Genomic DNA, 12,728 nt, shown 5'->3' with positions numbered 1-12,728 from the left:
CTGGGCACGGCCAGTCTGACACTCTGGCCGTGGTGAAATCCGCACTATGCCGTAAGCGTTCAGGAGCATCGCCGTGAGGACACCGCCGACTTCCGGGAAAGAAGGGGCGGTTGCGCATGTGCCCGCCCGCAGAGCCGACCCGCCGAACGGTCCCCTGGGCGATTCCCGGACGGACCCCGGAACGGACCTCCGCACCGATCAGCGGCCCGGGCCGCCGCCCACGGCCCGCACCAGCCTGCCCGGCGACGCCCGAGCGCCCTCCGCCGCCCGCCGGTTCGTACGCACCGTGCTCGCGGGCTGGAACGCCCACACCGTGGTCACCGACGATGCGACGCTGTTGGTCAGCGAGTTGGTCACCAACGCCGTGGTGCACGCCGGGACCTCCGTGGACCTCGAGTGCCGGCTCGACCCGGAGCGCGGCGGCAGCCTCGTCGTGGAGGTCACCGACCATCACCCCGCCCGCGAGATCCGCGCCCGCCCGCACCGCCCGCCCGGCGGCCCCGACGGCCCGGCGCACGCGGGCCACGGGCTGCGGCTGGTCGCCGAGCTGGCCGAGACCTGGGGCACCGCCTACCGCCGCACCGACAAGACCGTCTGGTTCCACCTGCCGACCAGCCCCGGGCCGGGCGGCGCGCCCCGCGGCGGCGCCCTCTCCGAGCAGGCCCTCCTGCGCGACCTGCACGTCGCCGAGGTCCTCGCCCCCGGTGCCCGGCCGCTGCCGCCCGTCCGCCGCGGCCAGCACCGCGCCCTGTCCTTCCTCGCCGAGGCGTCCGAACTGCTGGCCGGGCAGCTCGACGAGGACAAGGTCGCCTCCCTCGCCACCCAGCTGGCCGTGCCGCGCCTGGCCGACTGGTGCGCCGTCTGGCTCGACGCCGAGGCGGCGTCCGGCGCCGTCCGCCCCGGCGCGGCCCGCTCCGCCCCGCGCCTGTCCCGGGTCTGGCACGCCAGGGAGAGCCGCATCGAGCCCCTCCGGCTCGCCCTCCAGCGCACCCCGCCCGCCCTGCCCGCCGCGGGCCGTGCCGTCCCCTGGCCGTACGGGCCCGACGGACCGGCGCTGGCCTGCCGCCTCGTCGCGGGCGGCCGGGGGATCGGCACCCTCCTGCTCGGCCGGTCCGGGGCGCCCGCCATGACCGGCGAGGTGGTCTCCCTCACCGAGGACTTCGCCCGCCGCGTCGCCCTGGCCCTCGCCTCCGCCCGCCAGTACACCCGCCAGGCCACCATCAGTCACATCCTCCAGCGCGGCCTGCTGCCCCGCGGCGTCGCCCGGATCCCCGGCGTCGACCGGGCCGTCGTCTACGAGCCGCGGGGCGACGCCTCGGCGGGCGGGGACTTCTACGACGTCTTCGGGGTCGGCGGCGGCCGCTGGTGCTTCGCCCTGGGCGACGTCTGCGGCAGCGGCCCCGAGGCGGCCGTGACGACCGGGCTCGTACGCCCCTGGCTGCGGCTCCTGGCCAAGGAGGGCTACGGCGTCGGCGACGTCCTGGACCGGCTCAACCGGATGCTGGGCGAGGAGGCCGCCGAGGCGGAGGCCGGGGCGGCGCCGCGCTTCCTGTCCCTGCTCTACGGGGAGCTGGTGCCGCGCGCGGAGGGCGGCGGCGTCCGCTGCACGCTCGCCAGCGCCGGGCATCCGCTGCCGCTGCTGCTGAGCCCGGACGGCTCGGTGCGGGCCGTGGCGGCCCCGCAGATGCTGCTGGGCGTGATGGAGGACGTCGGCTACGGCAGCGACGCCTTCGACCTCGCGACCGGGGACACGCTGCTGTGCGTCACGGACGGCGTCACGGAGCGCAAGTCGGGGAACCGCCTCTTCGACGACGGCGACGGCCTCGCCGCGGCCCTCGCGGGCTGTACGGGCCTCACGGCCGAGGGCGTGGCCCGGCGCATCCGGGACACGGTGCACGGCTTCGCGCGCACGCCGCTGGACGACGACCTGGCGCTGCTGGTGCTGCGGGCGGAACGATCAGTGGAATGACCACCGGCCGATCACCGGCCGATCACCGGCCTGCCGAGCAACCCCCGGCATGCCGGACAATGGGACTCATGCCTTCCGTACTGCCCGATGGTGAGCCCATGCCCGAGGACGGGGCGCTGCCCCGCCGTGCCCTCGACGGCTCCGGGCAGCGGCCCCTCGGCTTCTACCTGCACGTCCCGTACTGCGCCACCCGCTGCGGCTACTGCGACTTCAACACCTACACCGCGAGCGAGCTGCGCGGCTCCGGCGGCGCCCTCGCCTCCCGCGACAACTACGCCGAGACGGTCGCCGAGGAGATCCGCCTGGCCCGCAAGGTCCTGGGCGACGATCCGCGGCCGGTCGAGACCGTCTTCGTCGGCGGCGGCACCCCGACCCTGCTCCCGGCCGCCGACCTGGGCCGGATGCTCGCCGCCATCCGCGACGAGTTCGGGCTCGCGCCCGGCGCCGAGGTGACCACCGAGGCCAACCCCGAGTCCGTCGACCCCCGCTACCTGGCGGAGCTGCGGGCCGCCGGCTTCAACCGCGTCTCCTTCGGCATGCAGAGCGCCCGGCAGCACGTGCTGAAGATCCTCGACCGCACGCACACCCCCGGCCGCCCGGAGGCCTGCGTGGCCGAGGCGCGCGCGGCGGGCTTCGAGCACGTCAACCTCGACCTGATCTACGGCACGCCGGGGGAGAGCGACGACGACTGGCGCGCCTCCCTGGACGCGGTCATCGGCGCGGGCCCCGACCACGTCTCGGCCTACGCCCTGATCGTCGAGGAGGGCACCCAGCTCGCCCGGCGCATCCGGCGCGGCGAGGTGCCGATGACGGACGACGACGTCCACGCCGACCGCTACCTCATCGCCGAGGAGACGCTCTCGGCGGCGGGCTTCTCCTGGTACGAGGTCTCGAACTGGGCCACGAGCGAGGCGGGCCGCTGCCGCCACAACGAGCTCTACTGGCGCGGCGCCGACTGGTGGGGCGCAGGCCCGGGCGCGCACTCCCATGTGGGGGGCGTGCGGTGGTGGAACGTCAAGCATCCGGGCGCCTATGCGCAGGCGCTGAGCGAGGGCCGGTCGCCGGGGGCGGGACGGGAGGTCCTGGCCGAGGAGGACCGGCGGGTCGAGCGGATTCTGCTGGAGCTGCGGCTGGAGGAGGGGTGCCCGCTGTCGCTGCTGAAGCCGGCGGGCCTGGCGGCGGCCGAGCACGCCCTGGCGGACGGCCTGCTGCGGCCGGAGGAGTACGAGCGCGGGCGCGCGGCGCTGACCCTGCGGGGGCGGCTGCTGGCGGATGCGGTGGTCAGGGACCTGGTGGACTGACGAAGTCGATCAGCTCCTCGACCCGGCCGAGGAGCGTCGGCTCCAGGTCCTTGTACGAGCGGACCGATCCCAGAATCCGCTGCCACGCAGCCCCCGTGTTCTCGGGCCACCCCAGCGCCCGGCACACCCCCGTCTTCCAGTCCTGCCCCCGCGGCACCGACGGCCACCCCGGAATCCCCACCGACGACGGCTTCACGGCCTCCCACACGTCCACGTACGGGTGGCCGACGACCAGCACGTGCCCGTACCCGCGCGTCACCGCAGCCGCAATCCGCGACTCCTTCGAGCCCGGCACCAGGTGGTCCACCAGGACGCCCAGCCGCGCGTCCGGCCCGGGTGCGAAGGAGGCGACGATCGCCGGCAGGTCGTCGATGCCCTCGAGGTACTCGACCACCACGCCCTCGATCCGCAGGTCGTCGCCCCACACCCGCTCCACCAGCTCCGCGTCGTGCCGCCCCTCCACATAGATCCGCCCCGCCCGGGCGACCCGGGCCCGCGCGCCGGGGACGGCGATGGACCCGGAGGCGGTGCGGGCGGGGCCACGCGGCACGGCGGCGGACGGCCGCACGAGCGTCACCACCCGCCCCTCCAGCAGGAAGCCCCGCGGCTCCATGGGGAAGACCCTGCACTTGCCGAAGCGGTCCTCCAGCGTGACCGTCGGCCCCTGCGCCGTCTTCTCGCACCGGATCACCGCCCCGCAGAAGCCGGTCGTGACCTCCTCGACCACCAGATCGGGCTCGGCGGGGACCTCAGGGACGGGGGCAGACCGCTTCCACGGCGGGGTCAGGTCGGGGCTGTACCGCTTGCTCCACATGCGGGCCATTGTCGTTCAAGATCGACACCGCGGTCACGACGGCCACGACGGTCACGACACGCCGAACCGCTCCGCCAGCGCCGCCCGCTGCCCCCGCACGAACGCCGCATCCACCACGGCCCCGTGCCCCGGCACGTACACCGCGTCCTCGCCGCCCAGCGCCAGCAGCCGGTCCAGCGCCGCGGGCCATGCGTGCGGCAGCGCGTCCGGGCCGGCCTGCGGTTCGCCGGACTCCTCGACGAGGTCGCCGCAGAAGACCACCGGGCGCCCGCCGGGCACGGCCACCAGCACCGCCAGGTCGTGCGCCGTGTGCCCCGGCCCCACGTTGACGAGCACCGCCCGCCGCCCGCCGCCCAGATCCACCGTCAGCTCCCCGGAGACCGCGTGCCGGGGCCGGACGAGCAGGTCCACCGACTCGGCCACCAGCTCGGGGTCCAGGCCGTGGCGCACCGCGTCCCGGCGCATCTCGTCCTGCTCGCGCAGCAGCAGGTCGTCCGCGCCCACCGCGCCGTACACTTGCACGCCCGAGAACGCCGCCGTGCCCAGCACGTGGTCGAAGTGCGGATGGGTCAGTGCGATGTGTGTCACGGACCGGCCGAACAGCTCCTGCAGCTCGCCCCGGATCTCCGCGCCCTCGCGCAGCGACGAGCCGGTGTCCACGACCAGCACTCCGTCGGCCCCGGCGATCGCGCCCGTCGTCGCGTCCCAGCCCGGCAGCCGACGGCGCACGACACCCGGCGCGAGCCGTTCCCAGCGCGCCCCCGGGCCGCCGGATTCCCCTCGGTTCTCCATGCCGCTCTCCATACCGTGACGCTAGCTCCCGGGCGGTACGGTTGCCCGCCCGGAGGGGCCTCGGCCGCCCGTGACGGGGACGGCCCTTGCCCTTGCCGTGGTGCCCGGCCGTACACTTGGCGGGAGGGGTCTGGCACTCGTGACCATTGAGTGCCAAGAGTGGAGACACTGTGAGCGACCCCGTACGACGGCTTGACCACAGGACTGGAGGTGCGCGCGATGCTGAGTGAACGCAGGCTCGAAGTGCTGCGCGCCATCGTCCAGGACTATGTGGGCACCGAGGAGCCAGTGGGCTCCAAGGCTCTCACCGAGCGCCACAAACTGGGCGTCTCCCCGGCCACCGTGCGCAACGACATGGCCGCGCTGGAGGAGGAGGGCTTCATCGCCCAGCCGCACACCAGCGCCGGCCGCATCCCGACGGACAAGGGCTACCGCCTCTTCGTCGACAGGCTGGCGGGCGTCAAGCCCCTGTCGACGCCGGAGCGGCGCGCCATCCAGAACTTCCTGGACGGAGCCGTCGACCTGGACGACGTCGTGGCCCGCACGGTCCGGCTGCTGGCGCAGCTGACCCGGCAGGTCGCGGTGGTGCAGTACCCCTCGCTGAGCCGTTCGACCGTGCGGCACGTGGAGCTGCTCTCGCTCGCTCCCGCCCGCATCATGCTCGTCCTGATCACCGACACCGGCCGGGTCGAGCAGCGCATGATCGACTGCCCGGCGCCCGTCGGCGAGAACACGCTGGCGGATCTGCGCGCCCGGCTGAACAGCCGGGTCGTGGGGCGGCGCTTCAAGGACGTGCCGCCGCTGGTGCAGGACCTCCCCGAGGCCTTCGAGCAGGACGACCGAGGAACCGTTTCCACGGTCCTGTCCACGCTGCTGGAGACGCTCGTCGAGGAGACCGAGGAACGGCTGATGATCGGCGGCACCGCCAATCTCACTCGTTTCGGTCATGACTTCCCGCTGACGATCCGGCCCGTGCTGGAGGCGTTGGAGGAGCAGGTCGTCCTGCTCAAGCTGCTCGGTGAGACCAAGGACTCGGCGATGACCGTGCGCATCGGTCACGAGAACGCCCACGAGGGTCTGAACTCCACATCGGTCGTCGCCGTCGGCTACGGTTCGGGCGACGAGGCCGTCGCCAAACTCGGCGTGGTCGGACCGACCCGCATGGACTACCCCGGAACGATGGGAGCGGTACGCGCAGTGGCACGTTACGTCGGACAGATCCTGGCGGAGTCGTAAGTGGCCACGGACTACTACGCGGTCCTGGGCGTACGGCGTGATGCCTCGCAGGACGAGATCAAGAAGGCCTTCCGCCGTCTCGCGCGCGAGCTGCACCCGGACGTGAACCCGGACCCCAAGACGCAGGAGCGGTTCAAGGAGATCAACGCCGCCTACGAGGTGCTCTCGGACCCGCAGAAGAAGCAGGTCTACGACCTCGGCGGCGACCCGCTCTCCTCCTCGGGCGGCGCGGGCGCCGGCGGCTTCGGCGCCGGTTTCGGCAACTTCTCCGACATCATGGACGCCTTCTTCGGCCAGGCGTCGCAGCGCGGGCCCCGCTCGCGCACGCGGCGCGGCCAGGACGCCATGATCCGCCTCGAAGTCAGCCTCACCGAGGCCGCCTTCGGCACCACCAAGGACATCCAGGTCGACACGGCCGTCGTCTGCACCACGTGCAGCGGCGAGGGCGCGGCCCCCGGCACGTCCGCCCAGACCTGTGACATGTGCCGCGGCCGCGGCGAGGTCTCCCAGGTCACGCGGTCCTTCCTGGGCCAGGTCATGACCTCCCGGCCGTGCCCGCAGTGCCAGGGCTTCGGCACGGTCGTGCCGACCCCGTGCCCGGAGTGCGCGGGCGACGGCCGCGTCCGCTCGCGCCGCAACCTGACCGTCAAGATCCCCGCCGGTGTCGACAACGGCACCCGCATCCAGCTGGCGGGCGAGGGCGAGGTCGGCCCCGGCGGCGGCCCCGCCGGCGACCTCTACGTGGAGATCCACGAGAGCAAGCACCCGGTCTTCCAGCGCCGCGGCGACGACCTGCACTGCACGGTCACCATCCCGATGACGGCGGCGGCGCTGGGCACCAAGGTGCCGCTGGAGACCCTGGACGGCGTCGAGGAGATCGACATCCGCCCCGGCACCCAGTCCGGCCAGTCCATCCCGCTGCACCAGCGCGGCGTCACGCACCTGCGCGGCGGCGGACGGGGCGACCTCGTCGTGCACGTCGAGGTGATGACCCCGAGCAAGCTGGACCCGCAGCAGGAGGAGCTGCTCCGCCAGCTGGCCAAGCTCCGCGGCGAGGAGCGCCCGATGGGCGAGTTCAAGCCGGGCCAGCAGGGCTTGTTCTCCCGCCTGAAGGACGCGTTCAACGGCCGTTAGCCGCAAATGCCGGACGGGCTGGAAAATCAGCCCGTCCGGGGGCACCTCCCAGCGGTAGCTGGGGGAGTTTGAGGACCGGGGGTCCGGGGGCGTAGCCCCCGGTTTCGGGAAGGGGCGGGACAGGGGAGAAAACCACGCCCCAAGCCCCCGCACCCCCATGTGACACGATGACCCCATGGCCTTTGATTCCAGGGGAGCCGAGGGAGCCGGGGCACTGACGGACCTGTTCCGGCACCCGATCGTGCAAGCCCCCATGGCCGGCGGCATCTCCGCCCCACCCCTGGCCGCCGCCGTCTGCGAAGCCGGCGGCCTCGGCTTCCTCGCCGCCGGCTACAAGACGCCCGCGGCGATGTACGAGGAGATCAAGCAGCTCCGCGCCCGCACCGCACGCCCCTTCGGCGTGAACCTCTTCATGCCGCAGCCCCCCGCCGCCGACCCGGCCGCCGTCGAGGTCTACGCCGAGCAGCTCGCGGGCGAGTCCACCTGGTACGAGACGCCGCTCGGGGACACCGACCTCGGCGGCGACGACGCCTACGACGCCAAGCTCGCCGTGCTCCTCGACGACCCGGTGCCGGTCGTGTCCTTCACTTTCGGGTGCCCCTCCCGTACGACCGTGGACGCGCTCGCCCGCGCCGGGACGGTCACGGTGGTGACCGTCACCTCGGCCGCGGAGGCGGTGGCGGCGCAGGAGGCGGGCGCGGACGCGGTCTGCGTCCAGGGCATCGAGGCGGGCGGCCACCAGGGCACCCACCACGACGACCCGCACGCCGACGGCGCGGGCGCGGGCATGGGTCTGCTCGCACTGCTGACGGAGGTCCGCGAGACCGTGCGGATCCCGGCCGTCGCGACGGGCGGCCTGATGCGCGGCGCCCAGATAGCGGCCGTCCTCGCAGCGGGCGCCTGCGCCGCACAGCTCGGCACGGCCTTCCTGGCCTGCCCGGAGTCGGGCGCGCAGCCGATCCACAAGCGCGCCCTGACCGACCCGCTGTTCGTCCGGACCGAACTGACCCGGGCCTTCACGGGCCGCCCGGCACGCGGCCTGGTGAACCGTTTCATGCGTGAGCACGGGCCGTACGCCCCGGCCGCGTACCCCCAGCTCCACCACCTGACCTCCGGCCTGCGCAAGGCGGCCGCCGCCAAGGGCGACCCCCAGGCGATGGCCCTCTGGGCCGGCCAGGGTCACCGCCTGGCGCGCGAGCTGCCGGCGGCCGAACTGATCGACGTACTGGTCGCCGAACTGGACGCGGCACGCGCGTCGTCTACGTCGTCCGCGTCGTCCGCGTCGTCGAACCGTTGAACCGAGAGAGCGAGTAAGAAAATGACAGCGCCGGTCTTCCTGGTCGAAGAGGACGCCCTCACCGGTGTCTTCCCCGGCACCGTCTTCTCCCTGAGCGGCCCCGAGGGACGCCACGCGGTCTCGGTGCGCCGGCTCCGTGTGGGCGAGGAGATCGTCCTGACGGACGGCGCGGGCACGGGGGCGTACGGCACGGTGGCGGCCGTGGAGGGCAAGGACCACCTCGAGGTCTCCGTCACCTCCGTGCGCTCCGAGCCCGAGCCCCGGCCCCGCATCACGGTCGTCCAGGCCCTGCCCAAGGGCGACCGGGGCGAACTCGCCGTGGAGACGATGACGGAGACGGGCGTCGACGCCGTGGTCCCGTGGACGGCCTCGCGCTGCGTCACGCAGTGGAAGGGCGACCGCGGCCAGAAGTCCCTGGGCAAGTGGCGCGCCACGGCCCGCGAGGCGGGCAAGCAGTCGCGCCGGCTGCGCTTCCCGACGGTGGCCGAGGCGATGACGACCCGGCAGGTCGCGCAGCTGCTGGCGGAGGCGGACTTCGCCGCGGTCCTGCACGAGGAGGGCAGCACTCCGCTGGCCACGGCGGAGCTGCCGGAGACGGGCCACATCGTCCTGGTGGTCGGCCCGGAGGGCGGCGTCTCCCCGGAGGAGCTGACCGCGTTCGAGGAGGCGGGAGCCCACCCGTACCGCCTGGGCCCGAGCGTGCTGCGCACCTCGACGGCGGGCACGGCAGCGGTGGCGCTGCTGCTGGGGCGCACGGGCCGCTGGGGCTGACGGGCTGTTTGACGGGCTCCGGGGAGGGGCGGACCGCCGTATGACGCAGTTACGGAAACGGGACTACGAGCGCATGCTCGACCTGGTCGTCTCCGTCCTGGAGAGCGACGACACGGACGCGGCATGGCATCTGATCACCCATCAGCTGCTGGAGGTGGCGGGCTGTGACTCGGCGACGTTCTCGGTGGTGGACCTGAGGGACGGCACCGGCCAGGTGGAGGGATGGGCGCCGGAACGGATCGGCCGATTTACGGACGATCTGGTGCAGCGGCGGGTGGCCCAGCGTCACCCGCTGATCGCGTATGCGGAGAGCGGCGACCGCGCCCCGGTGACGGTGGGCGAGCTGTGCCGGGAGTGGCGCCACACCCAGTGGTACAGCGAGGCGCGGCGGGACTTCAACATCACCCAGCAGCTGGGCCTCCCGCTCGCCGGCGAGCCCAACGCCATACGGATGGTCCTGATAGGCCGCGACGGCCGCTTCGGCGCCCGGGACATGGCACTGGAGACCCGGCTCAGACCGCTGCTGAACAGCGTGAGCGGCCACATACGGGAACTGCACCGCCTGCGCTCGGCGGCAGCCGCGGTGCCTGCACCCACTCCCGCTCCGGCGACGGGCCACGGCCTGACACCCCGTGAACTGACCGTGCTGGGTCTGCTGGCAGAGGGCCTGACGACGGAGACGATGGGCCGCCGCCTGGTGATCTCCCCGCACACGGTCAACCGCCACCTGGAGAAGATCTACCGGAAGCTGGGCACCAACAACCGGCTCTCCACGGTGCTGCTCGCGCGGAGCGCGGGGCTGGTGAAGTAGGAAGTTCTTCCCATGGCGGGGGACTGCCGGAGCAGGCATGATCATTCCCGCACACAGGCGAACGCCGACGCCGAACGCGGGGGGATCGACGTCGGCGCGCTTGTGCACGGAGCGATCGAGCGATCGGGGGAGCGCGCGGTCGCGATGGCAGGATGACGGCATGGTGACGAATCAGCCGTGGTCAGGGCTTCACGAGGACCTGCTGGCGGCAAAGGCGCTGGTGTACGACCCGAGCGGTTTCGCCTGCTCGCTCCCGGTGCCCGAACCGGATGAGTTGAGCGAACCGGGAAGTCGGGTGGTTCCCTGGGGTTCGACGGACAACGGGGAGTTTCTCTACTGGCTCGCTCGTTCGGGCCAGAGCCCTGCCGAGTGGACAGTGCTCGTAAACGAGGCCCGCGGAGAAGCCTGGGAGCATTACCCCATGGGTTGTGTTGAATTTCTCGTGTCCACTCTGGAAAGTAGGGTGAGATCCGGCATTCTGTCCTCGGCGTACCCAGCTTCAATTCACGACTTTCAAGCGGCTATTGACTTTGTTTAACCGATAGCCCGTTGACCAGGGCGATCAATGTTCAGTGTCAGAAAGGCTCGGGGTCTTGGCCGGAGCTGAGTGCTGAAGAGGTCGTGGAGCGGGCGCTTGCGTATCGGTCTATTGCCCTGTAGCCCTTCCGGGCACGGAAATTCGGTGGCGAGGCCGACCGTCCTGTGGTCACACTGCGGCTCATGACTACTGCCGAGCAAATGGTTCTCTCCGTCGGTGACCAGGATGCCGGGCTCACCGAGCGGTTGGAGCACGAGCTGGGCGCCTTCAACGACGCGGCCACGGGGCATGTCGCGCGCGGTGAACTGTCGGTGCAGGTGACCGATGCGGACGGGCAGCTCGTGGGTGGGCTCACCGCGTGGACCTGGGGCGGGTTGTGCGGCATCGAGTTGCTGTGGGTGCGTGAGGACTGCCGCACGGGGGGCTGGGGGTCGAAGCTGCTGTTGGCCGCCGAGGCGGAGGCTGTGCGGCGCGGGTGCGATCGTGCGATGGTCTCGTCCTACACGTTCCAGGCCCCGGGCTTCTACCAGCGGCACGGGTACGCCGAGGTCGGCCGTGTGCCGGGGGTTCCGGGTGGGCATGCGGATGTGTACCTGTACAAGCCCTTGGCGGGGGCGGAGTGCCAAGGCGCGTCCCCTGGCACGGCCTCCGGCACAGCCCGCGGGTGCTGACGCCCGATACGCACAAGGAGGCCGGCCCTGTTGACGAGTCCGTATCTCCCCCGGCAGGGGGACGTCTCCGGCCCTCCAGGAGGACGTGACGCCGCCGCCCATGGGCAAGGCTGGACGCATGACGAACACTCCGGCTCCGGCACCCCGTTGGGCGGTCCGGGCCGCACACGCCGCGGCCCTCACCACCGTGCCCTCAGGGCTGTGGCGGATCGCGCTGGCCCTCGGTATTCCGGCGGGTTACAGCGACCAGGTGCTCCGCGACGACTTCCACATCCCCGGCTGGGGTGCGGCCTACGTTGTCGGGCTCAGTGTGGTTTCCGAGGCCTTCGCCCTGCTGACGCTCGGCCTGGTCCAGCCCTGGGGCGAGGTGGTGCCGCGGTGGATCCCGTTCATCGGCGGTCGGCGCGTTCACCCGCTCGCCGCCGTCATTCCCGCTGCCCTCGGCTCACTGGCCCTCATTTTCCTCTGGAGCGACTTCGTGTTCTGGTGGAACGTCGACGAGACTCCAGCGATGCTCGGGCCCTGGCACACCATTGTCGGCATCCTCTACCAGCCCCTGGTCCTGTGGGGCCCGCTGCTTGCCGCCGTGACGGTCTCCTACTACCGCCGCCACCGGACGCCGCCAATCGTCAGCCAGCACCCTTCAGCCGTTGGCGTACCGATCAAGAGGATTGCTGATCGAACGAAGTCCTGATCGGGTGATCGCGGGGTGGCCCCGCGCGAACAGTTCGCCGTCAGAGCGTTAGACCGTCACCCTCGCCAGAATGCCTCAGCGATGTCTTCCGTCGCATCGAGAACGATCGTGTGTGAGCCGGCGATCCGGGACACGATGGCCTCACGCGGGCCGCTGACACCCCCACCTGCCGGTAGCTTCACACTGCGAGGCACGCGTTAGAGCATGTCCGACGGGCCGTTCGTTCCGGGTGCCCCTCCGGGGAACGGCTCGACTCCCACCACGCGACGTACTCGTGACGGCTCGATCAGCACGATGACCCGCCGTTCACCGGGGATCCGCCACTCGAACCGCTCGGACCCCAGGTAGACGCGCGCCAGCCTGTCGATGTTCCGGTCCGCCTCCGGGCCTTCCACGAACCGGACGGCACGGCCGCAGATCTGTACCCGGTCGTAGGGGTCGGCCGGGTCCGCATGGGAAAGGCACACGCGTGGGTCACGCCGCAGGTTGCGTTCCTTGACCCGGCTGATCGCGGTGTTGAACAGGAGCAGGTCCCCTTCGAGGCCCAGCCACATCGGGCTCACATGGGGCGACCCGTCCCGGTTGACCGTGCCGACGTACCAGATGTGCGGTGCTTCGATCCTCAGGCGTATGTCCTTCGGGAGCGCAGCCATGGGACAAGTGCTGCCCAACTGCGGCTCGTCGGACACGTCCTGGGTCA

The 12,728-nt window shown here is 72.3% G+C and carries 13 protein-coding genes; 10 read left to right on the top strand and 3 right to left on the bottom strand.

All coding sequences use genetic code 11. The features are described from left to right. Positions 1-118: 118 nt before the first annotated feature. Positions 119-1,969 (top strand): SpoIIE family protein phosphatase, encoded by a 1,851-nt coding sequence (locus tag AC1Z4A_RS09490; protein WP_483677444.1) that lies wholly within the window; start codon positions 119-121, stop codon positions 1,967-1,969. Between the two features lie 68 nt (positions 1,970-2,037). Beyond that, on the top strand, positions 2,038-3,270 hold the full coding sequence (hemW, locus tag AC1Z4A_RS09485; protein WP_483677443.1) for a radical SAM family heme chaperone HemW: 1,233 nt from the start codon (positions 2,038-2,040) through the stop codon (positions 3,268-3,270). On the opposite strand, the gene AC1Z4A_RS09480 is transcribed toward hemW, so the two are convergent. Together AC1Z4A_RS09480 and AC1Z4A_RS09475 are read right to left on the bottom strand one after the other, a co-directional pair. Next, entirely contained in the window at positions 3,251-4,084 is an 834-nt protein-coding gene (locus AC1Z4A_RS09480) for a DUF3097 domain-containing protein (protein WP_483677442.1), read from the bottom strand. The two genes, hemW and AC1Z4A_RS09480, sit on opposite strands and share 20 nt — an antisense overlap. A 51-nt stretch (positions 4,085-4,135) precedes the next feature. Continuing rightward, positions 4,136-4,876 (bottom strand): MBL fold metallo-hydrolase, encoded by a 741-nt coding sequence (locus AC1Z4A_RS09475; RefSeq protein WP_483677441.1) that lies wholly within the window; start codon positions 4,874-4,876, stop codon positions 4,136-4,138. Positions 4,877-5,095: 219 nt separating this feature from the next. Between AC1Z4A_RS09475 and hrcA the strand changes: the two genes are divergently transcribed. From hrcA to AC1Z4A_RS09435, 8 genes are all read left to right on the top strand, one after another. Beyond that, positions 5,096-6,112, top strand: coding sequence for a heat-inducible transcriptional repressor HrcA (gene hrcA, locus AC1Z4A_RS09470; RefSeq protein ID WP_483677440.1), 1,017 nt, complete (start codon positions 5,096-5,098; stop codon positions 6,110-6,112). Further along, the gene (gene dnaJ, locus AC1Z4A_RS09465) at positions 6,113-7,246 is read left to right on the top strand and encodes a molecular chaperone DnaJ (protein WP_483677439.1); all 1,134 of its coding nucleotides are present in this window, start codon (positions 6,113-6,115) and stop codon (positions 7,244-7,246) included. Positions 7,247-7,421: 175 nt separating this feature from the next. Next, a complete protein-coding gene (locus AC1Z4A_RS09460; RefSeq protein WP_483677438.1) occupies positions 7,422-8,543 on the top strand; it encodes a nitronate monooxygenase in 1,122 nt (373 codons plus the stop codon). A 21-nt stretch (positions 8,544-8,564) separates the two neighbouring features. Beyond that, complete coding sequence (locus tag AC1Z4A_RS09455) at positions 8,565-9,314, top strand: 16S rRNA (uracil(1498)-N(3))-methyltransferase (RefSeq protein ID WP_483677437.1); 750 nt, start codon at positions 8,565-8,567, stop codon at positions 9,312-9,314. A gap of 40 nt (positions 9,315-9,354) precedes the next feature. Continuing rightward, positions 9,355-10,125: a helix-turn-helix transcriptional regulator gene (locus AC1Z4A_RS09450; RefSeq protein ID WP_483677436.1), complete on the top strand. Its 771-nt coding sequence runs from the start codon at positions 9,355-9,357 to the stop codon at positions 10,123-10,125. Between the two features lie 160 nt (positions 10,126-10,285). Then, entirely contained in the window at positions 10,286-10,663 is a 378-nt protein-coding gene (locus tag AC1Z4A_RS09445) for a hypothetical protein (RefSeq protein WP_483677435.1), read from the top strand. Between the two features lie 182 nt (positions 10,664-10,845). Then, positions 10,846-11,334, top strand: a complete 489-nt coding sequence (locus tag AC1Z4A_RS09440) for a GNAT family N-acetyltransferase (RefSeq protein WP_483677434.1) — start codon at positions 10,846-10,848, stop codon at positions 11,332-11,334. 118 nt (positions 11,335-11,452) lie between these two features. Next, positions 11,453-12,028, top strand: a complete 576-nt coding sequence (locus AC1Z4A_RS09435; RefSeq protein WP_483677433.1) for a hypothetical protein — start codon at positions 11,453-11,455, stop codon at positions 12,026-12,028. 197 nt (positions 12,029-12,225) lie between these two features. Here the strand turns inward: AC1Z4A_RS09435 and AC1Z4A_RS09430 are convergent, their stop codons facing one another. Continuing rightward, positions 12,226-12,681: a PPOX class F420-dependent oxidoreductase gene (locus tag AC1Z4A_RS09430; RefSeq protein ID WP_483677432.1), complete on the bottom strand. Its 456-nt coding sequence runs from the start codon at positions 12,679-12,681 to the stop codon at positions 12,226-12,228. Positions 12,682-12,728 lie beyond the last annotated feature (47 nt).

This window comes from Streptomyces sp. 17_S59 (genome assembly GCF_056930295.1).
The sequence above is the reverse complement of the archived record's forward strand: the minus strand, read 5'-3'. Positions and strand labels throughout refer to the sequence as shown.